The organism is Bacillus sp. RZ2MS9 (assembly GCF_001816185.2).
Taxonomy (GTDB): Bacteria; Bacillota; Bacilli; order Bacillales; family Bacillaceae_G; genus Bacillus_A; species Bacillus_A cereus.
On sequence record NZ_CP049978.1, the window covers coordinates 902,029 to 920,453 of the forward strand.

The window sequence follows — 18,425 nt, forward strand, 5'->3', positions numbered from 1 at the left end:
GGTTTTCTATAATTATATAAGTATAATCTTTATGGAGAAAAGAGGGGTATATATAATGGAAATAACAAGTAAAACAGAATCTGTCGTTGTGAAATATGAAGGCCACGTTGCAACGGTTATGGTCAATCGCCCAGAGGTATTAAATGCGTTGGATGAGCCGACCTTAAAAGAGTTATTACAAAAGTTGAAAGAAGTAGCGGAAAGTTCTGCGCATATCGTTGTGTTATGCGGGAACGGCCGTGGTTTTTCTGCGGGTGGGGATATTAAATCGATGCTTTCAAGTAATGATGAAAGTAAGTTTGATGGCATTATGAATACCATTTCTGAAGTTGTCGTGACATTATATACGATGCCAAAGCTTGTTATTAGTGCAATTCATGGACCGACTGCAGGTCTTGGGTTAAGTATTGCGTTAACAGCTGATTATGTAATGGCGGATATATCATCTGTTATTGCAATGAACTTTATTGGAATCGCTTTAATTCCAGATGGAGGCGGTCATTTCTTCCTTCAAAAGCGTGTCGGTGAAAATATGACGAAGCAAATTATTTGGGAAGGTAAGAAGTTATCAGCGACAGAAGCGCTTGATATCGGCTTAATTGATGAAGTAATCGGCGAAGATTTCCAAACGGCTGTGAAACAAAAAATTAATGAATGGTCACAAAAACCGATTAAAGCAATGATTCAAACGAAGCAAATTTTATGTGAAGTAAATCGCTCTAATTTAGAGCAAACATTGCAATTAGAAAAGCGTGGTCAATATGCAATGAGACAAACAGCGGATCATAAAGAAGGTATTGCTGCGTTTTTAGAGAAACGTTTACCAGCATTTAAAGGGGAATAAAGTTTGTCCAGTCCTCACTGATTATTAGCTCGTTAATTCGGGATAAAGGGGAGAAAGTGCTAACACATTTTAGTATAATTGTGTTAGCACTTTTTTTTAGGAGTAATACATGAAGAAAATAATCGGTGTTATCACTATTATTTTGCTTACATATTCTGCTTTGCATAGTACACCATCTTTGGCAGTTCGGACTGCGTTATTTTTTGAGGGACATCCAAGTGTTGCATTTTCTGACGGGGTGACGAAAGAAAAAGATGTGAAAAAAGAAGCGATTCCAGATGAGTACCAAACTCTATATGGTAAGGAAGAAAACTCAGAGCACTATTTCTTTCCGCCTGTAAGAGCACATGAATCAGAAATTGATATGTTAAGTGCATGCGTGAAGAAAAAATGGTTTTTCTATAAAGCAGAGCTCGGATGTTATTAAATATAGGAGGATGAATGATGTCAGCATATAACAAGTTAGTAAGAGATCGTGTTCCAGAGAAGATTTTAATGTCTGGAAAAACATATACAGCACAAAAATTAACAGGGCAAGCATACATACAAGCTTTAGCGAAAATTGGAACGGAAGAAATTCGTGAATTTGCTTCTATGAAAGAACGCGAACATGCGCTAGATTCTCTTGCGGATGCGCTAGAAGTTATCATCTCATTAGCACGTGCAGAAGGTGCATCGATTGAAGATGTAGAACGCCTTCGTAAGCAAAAAGAGATAGAGCGCGGTGGATTTGAAAAAGGGATTTATTTATTAGACGTTTCAGAAGAATAGTTTTATAGGAAAAGCATAGCGTTACTGAGTAACGCTATGCTTTTTTGTTGCAATGAAGCTAATAATGAAGAAGATAGCTGTTAATATCCAGCCGATTGTAATAGAAGTAGTAGTATGAATGGCATAAGAGATTTGTAAACAAAATAATGATGCTAAAAACCAAATGAGTGCAATGTGTATATATTTTTTTGATATATTCATATTTCAGGGCTCCTTTTGTATACTAAAAAGAATTTTACTACAATTTAGAAAATTAAGCTATATAGGTAGAGGTTTTCTGGTGAATTTTGTATACTGAATAGTAGAGAAAATGAGGAGGAAACGACAATGGCACATCATGCGAAAGAAACGATGGAACTGATTAAGGAGCTTGTCTCTATTCCAAGTCCATCTGGAAATACAGCAAAAATTATTAATTTCATTGAAAACTATGTCAGTGAGTGGAACGTAGAAACGAAACGTAATAATAAGGGAGCTCTTATTTTAACGGTAAAAGGGAAAAATGATGCACAGCACCGCTTATTAACGGCACACGTTGATACGTTAGGTGCGATGGTAAAAGAAATTAAGCCTGACGGTCGCCTGAGTCTTTCTATGATTGGTGGATTTCGCTGGAACTCCGTAGAAGGGGAATATTGCGAAATTGAAACATCAAGTGGCAAGACGTATACAGGAACAATTTTAATGCATCAAACATCTGTACATGTATATAAAGATGCAGGTGAAGCAAAACGCGATGAGAAAAATATTGAAGTTCGTATTGATGAGCGCGTATTTTCAGCTGATGAAGTACGCGAATTAGGAATTGAAGTAGGAGACTTCGTTTCATTTGATCCGCGCGTTCAAATTACAGAGAGTGGATACATAAAATCACGTCATTTAGATGACAAAGTAAGTGTTGCAATTTTATTAAAATTAATTAAAAGATTACAAGATGAAAACAAAACATTACCATATACGACGCATTTCTTAATTTCTAATAATGAAGAGATTGGATACGGTGGTAACTCTAACATTCCAGAAGAAACTGTTGAATACTTAGCAGTTGATATGGGAGCGTTAGGTGATGGACAAGCATCTGATGAATATACAGTATCTATTTGTGCAAAAGACTCTAGCGGCCCGTATCATTATGCACTGCGCAAACATTTAGTAGAGCTTGCGAAAACGAATCATATTGAATATAAAGTAGATATTTATCCGTACTACGGATCTGATGCATCAGCTGCGATTCGCGCGGGATTTGATGTGAAACATGCGTTAATTGGAGCGGGTATTGATTCTTCTCACGCATTTGAACGTACACATGAAAGTTCTATTGCGCATACAGAAGCATTAGTGTATGCATATGTAATGTCTAATTTAATTGAAGAATAATTTCATAGATAATAGAGAGCTGATTAAAGATATTATTTTTAATCAGCTTTTTATTTGGCAAAGCGATTAGGAGACATGTTCTAATCGCTTTTTTATCCCGCTATTTGCCGGGCAGTAAGACTCCTACCTCAAAATTCAGCGAAAGCAAAAAAGTTAGATGGGGGCGGGCTGCCCGTAAAAGCCCGATTGGTGAGGGCTGATTAAAGCTTTTTATATACATTCATTATAAGTTATATATATGCGATTTTTTTTATACGGCCGGAAACGTATTTACTATAGATATATAATGTTATACACTATGAAAGGAATTAATTAATAGTTAATATTTTTTAGTTAGCTTGATTAAAAAAATTGTATGAATATGAAGTTTTGAGAGGAGATTTATTTTTCATGAAGTACAAAGCAATAGCCGCAGGTTTATTAGCAGCAAATTTACTAGCACATCCAATTAGTAGTTTAGCAGAAACGAAGAAATTTCCTGATGTTTCAGATAGTGCGTGGTCAAAAGACGCAATTTATTATTTAGTAGAGAGAAATGTAATTAACGGTATGCCAGATGGTAACTTTATGCCATACGGAAATTTAACACGTGCTCAGGCAGCAAAGATTATCGCAACAGCAATTGGTGCTAAAATAGATCCAAATGCAAAGCCGTCTTATAATGATGCAAAAAATAATTGGGCAGCTTCATTTATTGCAGCCATGGAAAAAGAGAATATTATTAAAGGGCGAGAACCAGGAGTATTTGATCCTGAAGGAAAAGTAACTCGTGCTGAAATGGCAGCTATGCTTGTAAGAGCATATAATCTGAAAAGCAAAGTAACAGGACCAGTTCCTACAAAATTTGCTGATTTAGAGAATCATTGGGGTAAAGAAGAAGTTAATATTTTAGTAGAATTAAAACTTTCGTTAGGTACAGAGGATGGCTGGAAACCGAATGATTCTATTACGCGTGAACAAGCAGCTCAACTTACTGCGCAAACAGATAAATTTAGCAAGAATAGTGATCGTCCAGTAGAAACAAAGAAAATGTACATAGATAGAAAATTCATTACATATCACGCACCATCATTAAGTTCTGGGATTAGTGCAAATCAGCATAATCCACAAATGGTTGAAATTAAAGAAGAACGAGATGGATGGATCAAAATTGCTACAAGTAAAGGTGATAAATGGACACCTTTAGTAGAGAAAACAGAAGTTATTAATGAAGGATTCACTACTTATGCAGAAGCTTCTTCTTCTTCAAAAGTAATGGGAACACATAACGCACAACAAGTAACTGTTATTGAAGAGAACGGCAGCTGGATTCGTATCCGTATGGGCGCTGGTTTCCAATGGGTTAATAAAAATCAATTAAATCCAGTCAAGCAAGGTAACTTCTTAGAGGGCAAAGCGATTATCATTGATCCAGGTCATGGGGGAGCGGATTCAGGTAATCCAGGTTATTATGAGAAAGAAAGTGAAACTGTATTAGATGTATCACTACGATTACAGAAAATATTTGAGAAAAAGACACCATTTACTGTGTTATTCACTCGTACAGATGATACACGTCCAGGAACAAGTGCTTCTGATTCTTTAAAGAAACGTGTAGAATTTGCTCAAAAAAATAATGGGGATATTTTTGTAAGTATTCATGGTAATGGCACGGAAGAGAAAAATGGACAAGGTACAGAAACGTTCTACTATGAATCAGCGACAGCAAGAGGAACAAATCCTAACGTATCAGAAAGTCGTTTACTAGCAGAAAAAATTCAAGAGCGTCTTGTAGATGCACTGGGAACAAAAGATCGTGGTGTGAAAAAAGGCGATTTATACGTAATTAGAGAAAATACAATGCCAGCTGTATTAGCAGAATTAGCATTTGTAGATAATAAAAGTGATGCAGATAAAATAGCTACACCAGCGCAGAGACAAAGTGCAGCGGAAGCTATTTATCAAGGTATTTTAGATTACTATGAAGAAATGGGTAACAACGTGTCTTCTTTCCGTTAATAAATAATAAGAGATTGCCATTGGCAGTCTCTTTTATTTATTAACGTTTCTCTTTATTTCCGGCATATGATATCATTTAATTTTATATACAAAAGAAAAGTATTTGAGTAATTGTAATCAGAAGAATTTTAAACGATAGAGGATGATAATAGATTGAATAATCATAGTAAAACACCTGCCTGTATATATACGTATGCATTTCGTGAGGAGGAGCGTGCTTTATGTTACTTGGAAATGCGCTCGTTCTTTGGAATGGAGTCCCACGTTAATATTTTAAAAAGTGATGTCAAAATTGACCCGAGTAGAAGTGCGTTTATAAAAGAGCGCGTTGAGGTTATGTATGAAGGGGACGACTTAGAAAGCATTTTAAAACAAGTGGAACAAATTGATTTGGCGGGAGCGACATTTAAAGTTATCTTCGTTAAAATCAATGACCTTGTTGGAGAGAATAAAATTGAATATGGAGAAAGACGTCTTATTGAACGAGACCTCGGCATGCATATTGAAGGAGAAGCGGATGTTCGTAATCCAGAGCGTGTATTCGGGATTGTTCCTCTTGGAGGACGCTGGTACTTCGGGCACTATGTAGAAAGCGAACCCGTTTGGTATCATCACATAAAAAAACCGCATAGTTATTCGACATCTCTTAGCACACGTGTTGCGAGATCAGTTGCAAATATCGCTGTACCAAATCCAGAGGGAGTACGAGCAATTGACCCGTGCTGCGGTATTGGAACAGTAGTAGTAGAAGCACTTTCTATGGGGATTAACATCGTTGGTAGAGATATAAATCCACTTGTAGTTCTTGGAACGAGAAAAAATATCGCGCATTTCGGATTTGAAGGAACAGTAACAAAAGGTCCAATCGAGGAAATTACTGAGAACTACGACGTTGCCATTATCGATATGCCGTACGACCTATTTACGCACGCCACACCAGAAGATCAACTATCAATTCTCTCAAGTGCACGCCGCATCGCGAAAAAAGTAGTCGTTGTCACGATGGAAACAATGGACGACATGATCCATGAAGCAGGATTCGAAATTACAGATCGCTGTATTACAAGAAAAGGATCATTTACTAGACAGATTCTTGTTTGTGAATAAGAAAGAAAGGTCACCCGTTTGGGTGACCTTTTTTGTTTGTATTGATGTGTAATTGGTTGGTGGTTTAGGTAGATGAATTAGCGAAATTTGTCTGTAAGTCGATATTGCATGTCGAATCGCCGATAAATTTAAAAAATCGCTGATATATTGTGTTGAATCGCTGATATATTCCGAGAATCGCCGATATCGTTACATTAGAATATTACTGTTCTTTTAATTTCTCTTGTTGTGCAAGTAGTAAATTGCGCAAGATGTGTCCGCGGTAACTTTCTAGTTTTCGTCCTTCATGATAGCGTACGCCTAATTTTTTTAGTTCAGCTACGTACCAGCCTTTTGTTCCGTAATACATGGGATCACTTCCTTTTTGCTTTTGAACAGTATATGTTGGGGGTGGAAGTAACTTTCCAGTGAAAATAATAAGACTGGTTGTATCAAGGTGCTCCATAACATAGCCTCTGGACAGTGTATAAAAAAATAGACAGTAATGTATGCTTTTTTAAACAATGTATACAAATTTATATCCTATGCGTTGGCATGATATTTGCAATAAAAAGAGTATCAACATATAGGGGAGAGATAGAAATGAAGGTTAGTAAAGTGTACACAACAATTGATGCTCACGTAGCTGGGGAACCACTTCGAATTATTACAGGCGGCGTGCCAGAAATAAAAGGGGAAACGCAGCTGGAAAGACGCGCGTACTGCATAAAACATTTGGACCATCTTCGTGAAGTTCTGATGTATGAACCGAGAGGGCATCACGGCATGTACGGTTGTATCATTACACCGCCAGCAAGTGCTCACGCTGATTTTGGCGTATTATTTATGCACAATGAAGGCTGGAGTACGATGTGTGGTCACGGTATTATCGCTGTTATTACAGTTGGAATTGAAACAGGCATGTTTGAAGTGACAGGTGAGAAACAACAGTTCATTATTGATAGCCCTGCTGGGGAAGTCATTGCGTATGCAACATATAACGGGAGTGAAGTAGAATCTGTATCATTTGAAAATGTTCCTTCATTTGTATACAAAAAAGACGTTCCTATTAAAATAGATGACTATGAATTTCAAGTAGATATCGCGTTTGGCGGAGCTTTTTATGCGGTAGTAGACTGTAAAGAATTTGGTTTGAAAGTTGATTTCAAGGATTTATCTGCTATTCAAGCGTGGGGCGGTAAAATTAAGCACTACATCGAGAGCAAAATGGAAGTGAAGCATCCACTTGAAGAAGGATTAAAAGGGATATACGGCGTTATTTTCTCAGATGAACCGAAAGGAGAAGACGCAACTTTACGAAATGTAACAATCTTTGCTGATGGGCAAGTAGATCGTTCTCCTTGCGGTACAGGAACTTCCGCAAGAATCGCAACTCTTTTTGGAAAAGATGCTTTACAAAAGGGAGAAATTTTCGTCCATGAATGCATTACTGACGGGAAATTCGAGGGGGAAGTATTGTCGGTAACCGCAGTAGATACATATGAAGCTGTCGTTCCGAAAGTAACGGGGCATGCCTTTATTACAGGATTTCATCAGTTCGTTGTAGACCCGAGAGATGATTTGAACCGTGGATTTTTGTTAGGATAGAAGGAGGGGGTGGAAAGATATGCTAGTCATAAGCGCGAACGAACAAAGAAACTTAGTAAATATGAATGAAGTTATTGAATACGCGGCGCTTGCTTTAAAAGAATTTTCCGCAGAAAGAACGATTACACCAATAAGGGGCTCATTACCATTTGCGAACGAGCGAAATACGGCATTAATTATGCCTTCAGTAGCGGAAGGGCTTGAGGCACTTGGCTTAAAAGTAGTAACGGTAGTCCCGCAAAATAAACAGATAGGAAAGAAAACGATCAACGGGATTGTGATGCTATCAGACTTTCAAACGGGAGAACCGCTCGCACTTTTAGAAGGATCGTACTTAACGATGATCCGAACAGGCGCCTTATCAGGAGTAGCGACAAAATATTTAGCTCGTCATAACGCAAAAACTTTATGCATTATCGGCACGGGTGAACAAGCGAAAGGAATTGCTGAAGCTGTATTTGCGGTAAGAGCTATCGAAAAAGTCATCTTATACAATCGCACAGAAGAAAAGGCGTATGCATTTGCGGAGTATATACAAGAGAGATTCAACAAACCTGCATATGTTCACACCAATGCGAATGAAGCAATAAGCGAAGCAGACATCATCGTCACAACTACGAATGCATCCACACCAGTCTTCTCAGAAACACTACAAAAAGGCGTCCACGTAAACGCCGTCGGCTCATTCAGACCGAGCATGCAAGAACTACCCTCACATGCCATAGCTAAAGCAAACAAAGTAGTAGTTGAATCAAAAAAAGCAGCACTAGACGAAACAGGAGACCTTCAAGTTCCGATAAAAGAAGGTCTATTCAAAGCAAACGCCATTCACGCTGAACTTGGTCAAATTATAAGCAAAGAAAAAGCTGGACGCGAAAATGATGAAGAGATTACTGTTTTTAAATCGGTTGGTTTGGCAGTAGTAGATATTATTGTTGCGAAGTATTTGTATGAGAAAGCGGTGGAGCAAGGAGTAGGGAATAAGATTGAGTTTTGAGACTGCCTTTTGGTGGTCTTTTTTGTTGATGTGGGTGTGCTAGTATTTATAATTGAATCCTTTTAATATTATGTTGCAATGTATGAATTCTGTGCGGATATCAAATCATTCATTCAATTGGTATATGAAAAAAGTTGCCCCTCTAATTATTAGAGGGGCAACTTTTTACCATTCTCGCCATTCTTCTGTTATATCTTCCTCGGATTCTAAGCCAGCTATTCGTGCTGCTGTATCGATAAATTCATAGAGATCTTCTCTTTCCATTGTTTCAATAAAATAGTCATGTTCGTCATTTAATTCATTTATGTTAAGAACAACCTTTTTAACAACATGCATTATTTCAATTTCAGTTGGATTTTTTCCCAATTTCTCTAAATTATTTATGTAAGTATCAAGAACTTTATTTGTTGCACTTATATTTTCTTCAGTGAAAAATTCCCCATCTTCATCATTCTCAATCCATTGGGTTGTTGGTTTGTTTTTTTTCAGTTCATCAAATGTCATGATAACCTCCTAAATGTGTTTTTTGTCTTTAATCCCATTCTACAGTTCCGAGTATATATAACAATCATTTTAGAGGGGTTTTCTGTAAGCTGCTAGTTTTTTTACTCATTTTACGAGGTTAATTATTCGTGGTCTTCTTATTTTACGTAAAAGCAATTGATTATTCTTAATTATTCGACACATTACAACAATTTAAGATCATATTTTTTGCTATGATAAGTAAGGAATTTACATATCGTGTTATTGGGGGATAAAAAGAGATGTTGAAAAAATTTACTACATGTATTTTAGGTGGCGCTTTAGTATTCAATTTATCTGGTTGTGGCAATACATCCGACAAAACTTCTTCAGAATCTAAAGAAACCAATTCTAAACAAGAAGAAAAGAAAGTGCAAACGACTGATGAGACGCAAACGAAAGAGAATACAAAGCAGAAAAATACAGAACAAGCAAAAGAGAAATCAAAAATAAAAGAAAAAGAGTATGCTGTAAACAAGGATTTTCATACACCTAAATTTGATGTAACTGTAAAAAGAGTTGTAGAAAGAGATAAGGTTGGTAAAGAGAGTATAGGATTCCAAAAACCTGAAGATGGACATGTCTTTATTGTTGTAGAAGCAGAAGGGAAAAATATCACAAACGAACCGATGAAATTAGCCGTTTTACCATCAGTGGATTTAGTGGATGAAAATGATAATGCTTACCAAAGTGATGTGTTGGCAGCTAGTAGTTATGCGGTTGAAAAAGGCGAGACCTCTAGTATTACTAAGGGATTAAAACCAGGGGAGGTAATGAGAGAAAGTAAAGTTTACGTGATTAATAAAGAAAAATTTGATACAGGAAAGTGGTATGTAGTTGTTAACCATGAGTATAAGGAACAAATTAAATAGTGTTTATTTATGAAGAGGAGATGGCTCCTCTTTTTTTTTACAAGTTAACACAGAATTTCGTTATAATGTAGAAATTTAATGTTTTCGAAAAAAAGAATTGACTTCTATATTAGTTGTAACTAAAATGGTTACATAAAGATGTAATTAATTTAGTTACAACTAATGTCTGCTAAAAATATGATTTATATATTTAATTAAGGATGGTGGTCCATACGTTGCCACCCGGTGTAGAAAGTTACTAACACATTCAAATCAATGCATATTCCAAGCTTTAGTATTTTCTGTTACGGGGCAATAAGGTGCAATGTTATCTTTTGTTAAAAACCTTGGTGGATCTTTCTTTGGAAATATTAGTTTTGGGGAAATATAGTAAGGTATCTAAAAAAGAACAAGGTATAAAAATATGTACTTATATAAACCAAAAATTTAGTTGAGCTGGATAATAAAAAAAGGTAGGAGATTTAAATGGAGACGAAACAAGATAATCTTATTTACGTATGGGATGCATATTGTGGATGGTGCTATGGTTTTTCAGAAAGTATTAAAGGATTTTACAAAAACCACACTGAAGTACCATTAACGGTTTTATGTGGAGGGCTATTTTTAGATAATTTACCAATGAAAAACTTCTCATATATAGAAGAAGGAAATAAAAGAATTAATCAACTTACAGGTGCTGAATTTGGTCCTTCCTATCAAAAATTGGTGGAGGAAGGGACTTTTAAAATGAATTCGAAAGATGCTGCAATTGGCTTTTCAGCTTTACGCTCATTAGCGCCAGACCGTTTATTAGAATTCACTTCGGCTATGCAAAAAGCGTTTTATTATGAGGGACAAAGTCTGAGTGATCCTGAAACATATCGCAAGATTGCAATCGAGCATGGTTTGGACCCTGAACAAGTATTAGAACGTTTAAACGCTCAAGAAACAATAATAGATGTCCAAAATGATTTCAATAAAGTTCGACAGCTTGGTGTTAATAGCTATCCTTCCTTACTTTTACAAAAGGATAATCAAATTATTCCTATTGGTGGTGGCGTAATGACACCGGATAAAATTGAAGCGCGTTTTAAAAATTTATATTAAGAAAATTTAGGATATAGTAGCAAACACGTTATCTTAGGCCACCTGACATTGATCTCCGGAATATTCGCTAGTACTATTACACTTTCAGATAAATGGGAGTGGGAGATTTTATCCCGCTTTAACGGGCAGTAAGACCCCCACCTCAAAATTCAGTGGAAGCAAAGAAGTTAGGTGGGGGATCAACTGTCCGTAAAAGTCCGATTGGTGTGGGCTAATAATCAGTGGGGGATGAACAAAACCCCCACTGATTAAAGTTTCACTTTATCGGAACAAGATAAAAATATGATAATTAGTTAATAACTTTAACAAAAGGAGAATAACATACTATGTTTAAAACAATCGATACAAATCAAAAAGATGTGAAATTAACGGTGTTTAGTTCGGACGAAAAAAGCTTTATGGTCACAGCAACATTAGTTGAGAAAGCAGGACATGCATTTTTAATAAACTCAAAATTTACTCAATCTGATTCGAAAGAAATTGTTGAGTATCTGAAAAAAAACAACTTATCTTTAGATAAAATCTTTATTATTCATGGGGATCCAGACTACTACTTTGGATTAGAGAGCATTAAAGCCGTTTACCCAGAAGCTATAGCGTATGCAACAGAGTCTACTGTTGAACATATCGTTCATTCTGTCTTAGGGAAATTAAAAGTTTGGAAAGACGCCCTTGGAGAAAATGCACCAAGTAACGTGGTATTACCTCAAGTATTTAAAGAAAAAGCGATTGATTTTCAGGGGTTAACATTTGAACTAGTAGGCTTAGATCATTACAGAACTAGCCTATTTAATAAAGAACTAAAAGTATTAATTGGTGGTATCGATGTATTTAACGAAATACATGTATTCTTAGCGGATACTAGCTCAAAAGCGGCTATGGAGGCATGGATTGAGAACTTGAAAGTATTACAAGCATTACATGCTGACATAATTGTGCCTAGCCATGGATCAATCGAAAAATCCCTAAATAATCAAGCACTTACTGCGACAATGGATTATCTAAGAACGGCGGTTCAAGCTTCTGAGGAAAGTGGAACTTCAAAAGATTTTGTGGCAAAACTTGAAGCAGCATATCCAGGCTATGCAAATAAAGGTGTATTAGAATTAAGTGCAAAAGTTGTAACAAAAGAAATGCCTTGGGGTTAATGATATGAATAAATATCAAAAACTATTACATGAAACGTATGTGTTAACTGGCGAAGGGAAATTGGATGCGTTCAAAACGTATTTAAGTGAAAATGTATCTTGGACAGAAGCTGCTGGGTTTCCATATGCAGGTACTTATATAGGTCCAGATGAAGTAGTGAAAAACGTACATGAACGTCTTGGCACAGAATGGGATGACTATAGCGCTAAAGATGAAATTTATGCTTTTAATAACAATACTGTTATCGTTTATGGAAAATATAGTGGAACATATAAAGCTACAGGGAAGTCATTTGTAGCAGATTTTTGTCATCTTTATAAGTTTGATGAGAACGATAAGGTTAAGAAGTTTATTCAAATTGTGGACAGTGCAACTGTTAATGAGGTATTAAGTTAGAGTTAATCGTTTCTAATATGCCTTGTATAGGGGGAGGTTAGGATAAATGAAATTCCTAACATTACCCCTGACATTACATTTTGGGGAAGGTTTCTCCTTCTTCAAGCTTTTTATAGAAGAAAACTTATTTAAGTAGAAGAGGTAGGTATATATGAAATTAGAGAAAAGTTTAATAGTAATAATTATTTCTGTGTTTATTTTAGGAATTGTATCGACTTTGATATTTCAAGCTTCCACCGGTAATAACAAAGGGAACTCAATAAAGAGCGAAAATGTCGCTTCTGTATCAAAAGAAGTAAAAGAAAATGAAAAGAATAAAAAGATGGTAGTTGATTTCTATAATGAAGTTTTTAACAAACATAATATCGATATTATCCCTAAATATGTTAGCGAAGATTATAAGCAACATAATCCTTTTGTTGCTGATGGACGAAAAGCCTTCATGGATTTCTTTAAGGAGGATTTTGTTAAAAATCCTAATTCCTCTGCAGAGATTAAACGTGTAGTAGCTGAAGGGGATACAGTTGCTCTTCATGTACATTCTCGTACTAATTCTCAAGATAAGGGAGTTGCTATAGTGGATATATTTCGTATCAAGGATGGAAAGATTGTCGAACACTGGGATGTAATTCAAGAGATTCCAAGTGAAGCAGCTAATGATAATACGATGTTTTAGAGAGAAGATATATCTAATAATTGTTTAATTGATAGTGCTGTATAGAGTTTAGAAATTTAGATAATTAGTCATCAAATTTGGAAATCATTTAAAAATAGCATATTAAATGATGGCGCAAATTAATACGAAATAGCTCTTTAATAAAAAATCCTACTCATTAAAAAATGAGTAGGATTTTTTATTAAAGAATAGTGCTAATTTTGTGGTTCGGCACCATCTAAATTTGGAAACCATGAAAGTATAGGTACTCTATATCCACGTAAAGTAAAATCGTAATTTTTTCCTTCTTTTATGTTTGCTTGCAGATCCACTGAATGAAACTTCATCATAAGAAGGCTATCCTCATTAGAAATAACTTTTTCGGTTCCATTTTTTTGCTCAACCTAGTACAATCTTACCAATTTAAAAAAGACCACCATTACTGGCAGTCCTTTTTTGGTAGTTTTAGAAATTAAATTATAACATATTAATATACAAATTATAAATATACTTTTACAAAAGATACTATAAGTTTTTTATAATTCTTGATTTCTCAATTTCCATTTCATACTGAATTTTCCTGTAAGTATTAATAACTACCATTAAAATTATCAATCCACTAGATTATTAGAAAAAACTGGTTATCTACATAATTGTTTGGTAAAATATAGATATAATTTAAGAGGGTAAAGTTAATATAGATCAACTAAGTAATGCTAAGAAAATGTTTTATTGCATAAAAAAAGGCTCCATTGCTGGAGCACTCAAAATAAACAAACGAATTAAAACAAGAAACAGACAATTTAACTATATAGATAAAGTATAAATAAATCTATATATATGTAAAAATGCATATAAAAACTCTATTTATTGATGCTATAATAGGTTTACTCGATGATTGTTATATTTTTTTATGGTTTTTAAGCAATAAATACCTTCTTAACACCAAGTGTACAAGAAAAGAAGACATCTTAAGTGATGTCTTCTTTTCTTATATAATAACAACACAATAAAATTAAGATGGTTCAAGTGGGAGGAAGGCACCTTTGGGTATCTTTTCTTTGTCAAATTTGCCTAATAGGTGCAGCACCACATTTCTATCAAGTTAAAAATTTTTTCACCCAAAACAAAAAAAACGAGCTGAATTCACATAAATAACTATGGAAGAAAACAAAAACTTGGGATTAAAGAACTTGTGATGTATGACTATATTGGCTGTTTTTATCCAGAAGGATACATGAATCCTGATTATACATTTGTATTTAATCATGAGGATATTGAAGGAATTATATTTGTAGGTTTTATAGATGAGGAAGAAGAGGCATTTGTAGGATTGCTTAATTGAATAGGATCTAGAAACAGGTAATCTTCAAATTTTGATAAAACTAGCAATCTCCACGCCGAAATTGGTTAAATTATAAGGGGGAAAAGCTGGTCACGAAAATGATGAAGAGATTACTATTTTCAAATCAGTTGGTTTGGCTGTAGTAGATACTATCGTTGCGAATTATTTGTATGAGAAAGTAGTGGAGCGTGGGATGGGATTGAGTTTTCAGGGACTGCCTTTTGGTGGTCTTTTTTGCATAAAATCTTGTAAAGTAAGAAAAAGTTGAATATTAATATTCTAATATTCAATAGAAAGATAAAATGTTTTAAAGTTCAAAATAATACATTATAATATATTTAGTAAAATTAACCAATTTATATTTTGCTCATTATGTATTAAAGGGGAAATGAAAATGGCTGGACAAATTCGTATGTCACCAGAGGAGCTTAAATCGAAAGCAGCTCAATATGGACAAGGTGCAAATCAAATTGAGGACATTTTAAGTCAACTACAAAATTTACAAAATGAATTAAGAGGAGAATGGGAAGGTCGTGCTTTCGAAGGTTTTGATCAACAGTTCAATCAATTAAAGCCAAAAGTACAAAACTTCGCACAGCTATTACAAGAAATTAATATGCAGCTTAATAAAACTGCAGAAGCTGTTGCTTCTCATGATGAAGAATTATCACGTAATTTCGGTTTGAAATAAAAATTGTCATACTCTATATAACAGGCATTTCAAATGAGCCATACAGCTTATAGTGTATGGCTCATTTGATTGCATGCCCAACTTAGCTGGACACACGTTTAAAAAGAGTGATATTAATAGGGAATTTTCATATATTTATTGGGATTTCTTTGGCATCTTCTGAAAATTAGAGAAAGGATTTGAGTGATGGGACAATTTCAAAGTAATTTTCAAACGGCACAACAAATTGCTACGCAGATGAGAACAGCTTCGAATATAATCCAAAGTGCAACAAATCGTTCTATAACAAAGGCGACGCGTACAACACTATCTGTTAATTCAAAAGCACAAGAAGCGAATCAACAAATGTTAGATTTTACGAAACAATTTTCCACGGCCTTTCAACAAGCGATCGATAATATTCATTCAGTAGCCCAAGAGTTTGAGAGAATGGATAACGAACTTCACAACACTTTTCGCTAATGTGACAACCTACGTAAAGGTAAAATGGTAGGAGGAATATAATGAGTCAAGATATTGAAAAACAAATCAATCAAGTAAATCAAAAGTTAAGAAGTGTATTTGAAGAACAAGACCGAAATCAATCCGCGATTTACATTCAGGAGCAAGCGGAAGCAAATTTTTATGAATGGAGAGGTCGAAACCATCGTTTGTTTGATCGAATTTTAGGAACTTGGCATGGTGATAGAGAAATGTCTCAGTTTTTTATGAATACATATCAAGAGGCACAACATATTGAACGAAAAGTCACATTTGAATTGGAAAACAAAAAAGAAACGCTGCTTAAAGAAAGACGAAAGCTTAGTGATTTAGAAAACGACCTTTCCTATCAACAACAACAATTAGCGAGGGAGGTCAATGCATGAGTTTAAATATGTATTTAGGAGAAGTACAAAGCCAAACTCAAAGCATGAATGCTGTATGTAACGCTACCATTCAAGGTATGGAACAAGTCATTCAGTCAATTGATGCCTTTGCAATTGATACTGTTCTACAAGGACAAACTTATAGCAGTGCAAAATCATTTTTTGTACAAACCTTTCGTCCTTTAGCGCAAGGAATCATTTATCTGTGTGAAGAGTTAATTCGTCAGAACGATGCTTTTCCAAGTCAATTTCAATCACAAGTCGCTTCCACAGATGTAATTGAACAAGAAATATTAGAACAAATTCGAGAAATTGACCGAATGAAAGCAAGTATGGAAGCCATCAGTCAAGCTATGCCAATCCCAGGTATGGACGCTATGGTAAATCTTTTTACTGTGATGAGGCAAAAACTGCAAGAAAAACTAGAACATCTATATGAATTTAATTATACTTCTAGTAGTAATTATGATACTGCTCTCCAACTAGCTGTTAGCATTGCGACAGGTTTGGCGGAAGTTCAAAGTGGAAAAGGCTTTAGTCCTGCAAGTGGTACATTTAGTACGCAAGGGTTGAATATGGATTGGATAGCGCCTATTCAGAAAATTACAGAAAAGAAAATTACAGAAAAGAAAACTCTTGAAGCAGATAAGAAAAAGTCACGAGACGAAGATGCTAAGTTCATGGAGGGATCAGTAAAGGGTAAAGAAGGAAAGCGAATTGGATTTGAGGCTGAAGGGTCTATAATGGGAAAAAAGAGCAGCTTCTCTAATGGTGATAAGCTTACTAAGGAACGATATATTGATGAGCTTTCAACAAAGGCTATAGCTGGGCAATTGGATGTGAATATACCCTATGATTGGAAGAGTTTAAAAGAAGATGTATTTGCTAGTAAAGTTATTGGTTTAAAAGGGGAAGCAGGTATTTTAGATAACTCATATAAATTTAAATCCACAATTCCTTTCATGACACCTTTAGGTATTATACAATTAAAAGATAGAGAGGTTACAGTTACTCAAAAAATTTTTTCAGGAGAAGTTGTAGCAGGTATTGACGATTACTCCTTAAAAGCAGCATCGGAAGCTTCTACACTTAAGTATGAAGTAGAAGTAAGTATGCTACATTTTCCAGATTGGTTGCCAATTATTGGAGATACAGATCTAAAAATTAAAGGTGATTTGGGATTGGGCGCAATAGGTTTGAAAGGTAGCGTTGGAAAAGAAACTGGTATAACAGTTCCTGTTTTAGAGGGGTTTACTGTGGGAAGTAGTTTTAAATTTGAAAAATCTGAGGAGAAAAAATGATATGAAAACACCATCGTATAAACCATTATATATTTTAGTTTATGTCGTAATATCCGTATCTATTATAGGGTTAATGATTACTCCATCCAACAATTGGTGGGAAAAGTTGTTAGGAACTATCGTTCTCATTCTTTTGGGAGCAGGTTTAATATGTTTTTTAAAATTTGGACGGTGGGCGCAAGAGAAATTTTATGATAAATTTACAAAAAAACGGGATTAATATAAGACTGGAGTAATTAAGATATGCGTACAATAAATAGAATTCTGACTTTTACTGTATGTATTATGTTTATGTTGTTAATTGGGGCTTCTTCTACTATACGGTTAGAAGATAAAATTTTACTTATAGGTTTGCTGCTAATTTGCAATGTTATTGCATACTTTACAGTAGAGTATATCTATAAACGTATAGACAATAAGAAAAAATAGTAGATTTATAATTCTCGGAATTTATTCAATATTTAGGAGGCAAAAGTATCAATGAAACTATTACCAATTGGAACAGTAGTTAAGCTAGAAGATATGGAACAAAGCGTTATGATTATTGGAAGAATGGCTATTTCAGAAGATAAACGTGAATTTGATTATGTAGGTGTTCTTTACCCTATTGGATTTATAGGTAATGAGAATGTGTTGTGTTTTAACTACGATAAAATCACAGAAGAAATGCATAAAGGATACATGACAGATGAAGAATTAGTTTTACGTGAAAAGTTATTAGAAATGTAAATAAAGCTTTTGTTTATAAATATCCTTTTAGTAAGAATACTTTAAACGTTTTGGTAGAAATCTTTAAAAGATGACATGCTATAATTTAGCATGTCTTTTTTATGAAAAAAATTCTTCCTATCTAAATATCTT

Annotated in this window: 23 protein-coding genes and 2 pseudogenes; 21 read left to right on the forward strand and 4 right to left on the reverse strand. The window is 34.8% G+C overall.

Translation table 11 applies throughout. The annotated features are described in order from the left end of the window. Positions 1-31: 31 nt before the first annotated feature. The 3 genes from BHV55_RS04630 to BHV55_RS04640 all read left to right on the forward strand — a co-directional run bounded on the left by BHV55_RS04630 (position 32) and on the right by BHV55_RS04640 (position 1,615). Entirely contained in the window at positions 32-844 is an 813-nt protein-coding gene (locus BHV55_RS04630) for an enoyl-CoA hydratase (protein ID WP_001999174.1), read from the forward strand. 109 nt (positions 845-953) lie between these two features. Then, positions 954-1,271 (forward strand): hypothetical protein, encoded by a 318-nt coding sequence (locus BHV55_RS04635; protein ID WP_000720150.1) that lies wholly within the window; start codon positions 954-956, stop codon positions 1,269-1,271. Between the two features lie 17 nt (positions 1,272-1,288). Then, positions 1,289-1,615 (forward strand): nucleoside triphosphate pyrophosphohydrolase, encoded by a 327-nt coding sequence (locus BHV55_RS04640; RefSeq protein ID WP_001277349.1) that lies wholly within the window; start codon positions 1,289-1,291, stop codon positions 1,613-1,615. Positions 1,616-1,636: 21 nt separating this feature from the next. Here BHV55_RS04640 and BHV55_RS04645 read toward each other — a convergent pair whose 3' ends face one another. Further along, positions 1,637-1,816, reverse strand: a complete 180-nt coding sequence (locus BHV55_RS04645) for a hypothetical protein (RefSeq protein WP_001027084.1) — start codon at positions 1,814-1,816, stop codon at positions 1,637-1,639. A 126-nt stretch (positions 1,817-1,942) separates the two neighbouring features. Here BHV55_RS04645 and BHV55_RS04650 point away from each other — a divergent pair, with 126 nt between their 5' ends. The 3 genes from BHV55_RS04650 to BHV55_RS04660 all read left to right on the forward strand — a co-directional run bounded on the left by BHV55_RS04650 (position 1,943) and on the right by BHV55_RS04660 (position 6,097). After that, complete coding sequence (locus BHV55_RS04650; RefSeq protein ID WP_070757320.1) at positions 1,943-2,992, forward strand: M42 family metallopeptidase; 1,050 nt, start codon at positions 1,943-1,945, stop codon at positions 2,990-2,992. Between the two features lie 390 nt (positions 2,993-3,382). Further along, a complete protein-coding gene (locus tag BHV55_RS04655) occupies positions 3,383-4,990 on the forward strand; it encodes an N-acetylmuramoyl-L-alanine amidase (RefSeq protein ID WP_000875320.1) in 1,608 nt (535 codons plus the stop codon). Positions 4,991-5,143: 153 nt separating this feature from the next. Then, entirely contained in the window at positions 5,144-6,097 is a 954-nt protein-coding gene (locus tag BHV55_RS04660; RefSeq protein ID WP_001059316.1) for a TRM11 family SAM-dependent methyltransferase, read from the forward strand. A gap of 202 nt (positions 6,098-6,299) precedes the next feature. Here the strand turns inward: BHV55_RS04660 and BHV55_RS04665 are convergent, their stop codons facing one another. Continuing rightward, the gene (locus tag BHV55_RS04665; protein WP_139147411.1) at positions 6,300-6,542 is read right to left on the reverse strand and encodes a YflJ family protein; all 243 of its coding nucleotides are present in this window, start codon (positions 6,540-6,542) and stop codon (positions 6,300-6,302) included. A gap of 137 nt (positions 6,543-6,679) precedes the next feature. On the opposite strand from BHV55_RS04665, the gene BHV55_RS04670 reads away from it, so the two are divergent. Together BHV55_RS04670 and BHV55_RS04675 are read left to right on the forward strand one after the other, a co-directional pair. Next, complete coding sequence (locus tag BHV55_RS04670; RefSeq protein ID WP_070757318.1) at positions 6,680-7,684, forward strand: proline racemase family protein; 1,005 nt, start codon at positions 6,680-6,682, stop codon at positions 7,682-7,684. Between the two features lie 19 nt (positions 7,685-7,703). Further along, positions 7,704-8,681 (forward strand): ornithine cyclodeaminase family protein, encoded by a 978-nt coding sequence (locus tag BHV55_RS04675; RefSeq protein ID WP_070757316.1) that lies wholly within the window; start codon positions 7,704-7,706, stop codon positions 8,679-8,681. Between the two features lie 165 nt (positions 8,682-8,846). Here BHV55_RS04675 and BHV55_RS04680 read toward each other — a convergent pair whose 3' ends face one another. Beyond that, a complete protein-coding gene (locus BHV55_RS04680) occupies positions 8,847-9,185 on the reverse strand; it encodes a hypothetical protein (protein WP_070757314.1) in 339 nt (112 codons plus the stop codon). A gap of 260 nt (positions 9,186-9,445) precedes the next feature. Between BHV55_RS04680 and BHV55_RS04685 the strand changes: the two genes are divergently transcribed. The 5 genes from BHV55_RS04685 (at position 9,446) to BHV55_RS04705 (ending at position 13,382) form a co-directional block, all read left to right on the forward strand. Beyond that, positions 9,446-10,075 (forward strand): hypothetical protein, encoded by a 630-nt coding sequence (locus tag BHV55_RS04685; protein WP_061655628.1) that lies wholly within the window; start codon positions 9,446-9,448, stop codon positions 10,073-10,075. A 465-nt stretch (positions 10,076-10,540) separates the two neighbouring features. Further along, the gene (locus BHV55_RS04690; protein ID WP_000448622.1) at positions 10,541-11,161 is read left to right on the forward strand and encodes a DsbA family protein; all 621 of its coding nucleotides are present in this window, start codon (positions 10,541-10,543) and stop codon (positions 11,159-11,161) included. 326 nt (positions 11,162-11,487) lie between these two features. Then, on the forward strand, positions 11,488-12,309 hold the full coding sequence (locus tag BHV55_RS04695; RefSeq protein ID WP_000477273.1) for an MBL fold metallo-hydrolase: 822 nt from the start codon (positions 11,488-11,490) through the stop codon (positions 12,307-12,309). A 4-nt stretch (positions 12,310-12,313) separates the two neighbouring features. Further along, positions 12,314-12,706, forward strand: coding sequence for a nuclear transport factor 2 family protein (locus BHV55_RS04700; protein ID WP_001046361.1), 393 nt, complete (start codon positions 12,314-12,316; stop codon positions 12,704-12,706). Positions 12,707-12,857: 151 nt separating this feature from the next. Then, a complete protein-coding gene (locus tag BHV55_RS04705; protein ID WP_000764219.1) occupies positions 12,858-13,382 on the forward strand; it encodes a nuclear transport factor 2 family protein in 525 nt (174 codons plus the stop codon). 194 nt (positions 13,383-13,576) lie between these two features. On the opposite strand, the gene BHV55_RS27640 is transcribed toward BHV55_RS04705, so the two are convergent. Continuing rightward, positions 13,577-13,711, reverse strand: a complete 135-nt coding sequence (locus BHV55_RS27640) for a hypothetical protein (protein ID WP_000975273.1) — start codon at positions 13,709-13,711, stop codon at positions 13,577-13,579. 809 nt (positions 13,712-14,520) lie between these two features. On the opposite strand from BHV55_RS27640, the pseudogene BHV55_RS04710 reads away from it, so the two are divergent. The 8 genes and pseudogenes from BHV55_RS04710 to BHV55_RS04745 all read left to right on the forward strand — a co-directional run. Then, positions 14,521-14,706 (forward strand): annotated as a pseudogene (locus tag BHV55_RS04710) (DUF4176 domain-containing protein); the annotation flags it as partial. Between the two features lie 76 nt (positions 14,707-14,782). After that, a pseudogene (locus BHV55_RS04715) lies at positions 14,783-14,974 on the forward strand (hypothetical protein); the annotation flags it as partial. 126 nt (positions 14,975-15,100) lie between these two features. Then, complete coding sequence (locus BHV55_RS04720; RefSeq protein ID WP_000918587.1) at positions 15,101-15,397, forward strand: WXG100 family type VII secretion target; 297 nt, start codon at positions 15,101-15,103, stop codon at positions 15,395-15,397. Positions 15,398-15,583: 186 nt separating this feature from the next. Beyond that, positions 15,584-15,859: a TIGR04197 family type VII secretion effector gene (locus BHV55_RS04725; protein WP_016121983.1), complete on the forward strand. Its 276-nt coding sequence runs from the start codon at positions 15,584-15,586 to the stop codon at positions 15,857-15,859. A gap of 41 nt (positions 15,860-15,900) precedes the next feature. Next, a complete protein-coding gene (locus tag BHV55_RS04730) occupies positions 15,901-16,263 on the forward strand; it encodes a DUF3958 family protein (RefSeq protein WP_070757312.1) in 363 nt (120 codons plus the stop codon). Further along, positions 16,260-17,564, forward strand: a complete 1,305-nt coding sequence (locus tag BHV55_RS04735; protein ID WP_070757311.1) for a T7SS effector LXG polymorphic toxin — start codon at positions 16,260-16,262, stop codon at positions 17,562-17,564. The genes BHV55_RS04730 and BHV55_RS04735 overlap by 4 nt, the downstream gene beginning before the upstream one ends. A gap of 1 nt (position 17,565) precedes the next feature. Continuing rightward, positions 17,566-17,784: a hypothetical protein gene (locus BHV55_RS04740; RefSeq protein WP_000856866.1), complete on the forward strand. Its 219-nt coding sequence runs from the start codon at positions 17,566-17,568 to the stop codon at positions 17,782-17,784. Between the two features lie 260 nt (positions 17,785-18,044). Then, complete coding sequence (locus tag BHV55_RS04745) at positions 18,045-18,293, forward strand: DUF4176 domain-containing protein (protein ID WP_000771621.1); 249 nt, start codon at positions 18,045-18,047, stop codon at positions 18,291-18,293. Positions 18,294-18,425: the final 132 nt, after the last annotated feature.

Excerpts from the sequence above, each read along its gene's own strand:
- BHV55_RS04695 (WP_000477273.1), top strand. The coding sequence starts at position 11,488 with ATGTTTAAAACAATCGATACAAATCAAAAAGATGTGAAATTAACGGTG.
- BHV55_RS04685 (WP_061655628.1), top strand. The coding sequence starts at position 9,446 with ATGTTGAAAAAATTTACTACATGTATTTTAGGTGGCGCTTTAGTATTC.
- BHV55_RS04700 (WP_001046361.1), top strand. The coding sequence starts at position 12,314 with ATGAATAAATATCAAAAACTATTACATGAAACGTATGTGTTAACTGGC.
- BHV55_RS04640 (WP_001277349.1), top strand. The coding sequence starts at position 1,289 with ATGTCAGCATATAACAAGTTAGTAAGAGATCGTGTTCCAGAGAAGATT.
- BHV55_RS04665 (WP_139147411.1), bottom strand. The coding sequence starts at position 6,542 with ATGGAGCACCTTGATACAACCAGTCTTATTATTTTCACTGGAAAGTTA.
- BHV55_RS04630 (WP_001999174.1), top strand. The coding sequence starts at position 32 with ATGGAGAAAAGAGGGGTATATATAATGGAAATAACAAGTAAAACAGAA.
- BHV55_RS04680 (WP_070757314.1), bottom strand. The coding sequence starts at position 9,185 with ATGACATTTGATGAACTGAAAAAAAACAAACCAACAACCCAATGGATT.
- BHV55_RS27640 (WP_000975273.1), bottom strand. The coding sequence starts at position 13,711 with ATGATGAAGTTTCATTCAGTGGATCTGCAAGCAAACATAAAAGAAGGA.
- BHV55_RS04745 (WP_000771621.1), top strand. The coding sequence starts at position 18,045 with ATGAAACTATTACCAATTGGAACAGTAGTTAAGCTAGAAGATATGGAA.
- BHV55_RS04735 (WP_070757311.1), top strand. The coding sequence starts at position 16,260 with ATGAGTTTAAATATGTATTTAGGAGAAGTACAAAGCCAAACTCAAAGC.
- BHV55_RS04740 (WP_000856866.1), top strand. The coding sequence starts at position 17,566 with ATGAAAACACCATCGTATAAACCATTATATATTTTAGTTTATGTCGTA.
- BHV55_RS04690 (WP_000448622.1), top strand. The coding sequence starts at position 10,541 with ATGGAGACGAAACAAGATAATCTTATTTACGTATGGGATGCATATTGT.
- BHV55_RS04635 (WP_000720150.1), top strand. The coding sequence starts at position 954 with ATGAAGAAAATAATCGGTGTTATCACTATTATTTTGCTTACATATTCT.
- BHV55_RS04650 (WP_070757320.1), top strand. The coding sequence starts at position 1,943 with ATGGCACATCATGCGAAAGAAACGATGGAACTGATTAAGGAGCTTGTC.
- BHV55_RS04730 (WP_070757312.1), top strand. The coding sequence starts at position 15,901 with ATGAGTCAAGATATTGAAAAACAAATCAATCAAGTAAATCAAAAGTTA.
- BHV55_RS04645 (WP_001027084.1), bottom strand. The coding sequence starts at position 1,816 with ATGAATATATCAAAAAAATATATACACATTGCACTCATTTGGTTTTTA.
- BHV55_RS04670 (WP_070757318.1), top strand. The coding sequence starts at position 6,680 with ATGAAGGTTAGTAAAGTGTACACAACAATTGATGCTCACGTAGCTGGG.
- BHV55_RS04675 (WP_070757316.1), top strand. The coding sequence starts at position 7,704 with ATGCTAGTCATAAGCGCGAACGAACAAAGAAACTTAGTAAATATGAAT.
- BHV55_RS04705 (WP_000764219.1), top strand. The coding sequence starts at position 12,858 with ATGAAATTAGAGAAAAGTTTAATAGTAATAATTATTTCTGTGTTTATT.
- BHV55_RS04655 (WP_000875320.1), top strand. The coding sequence starts at position 3,383 with ATGAAGTACAAAGCAATAGCCGCAGGTTTATTAGCAGCAAATTTACTA.
- BHV55_RS04725 (WP_016121983.1), top strand. The coding sequence starts at position 15,584 with ATGGGACAATTTCAAAGTAATTTTCAAACGGCACAACAAATTGCTACG.
- BHV55_RS04720 (WP_000918587.1), top strand. The coding sequence starts at position 15,101 with ATGGCTGGACAAATTCGTATGTCACCAGAGGAGCTTAAATCGAAAGCA.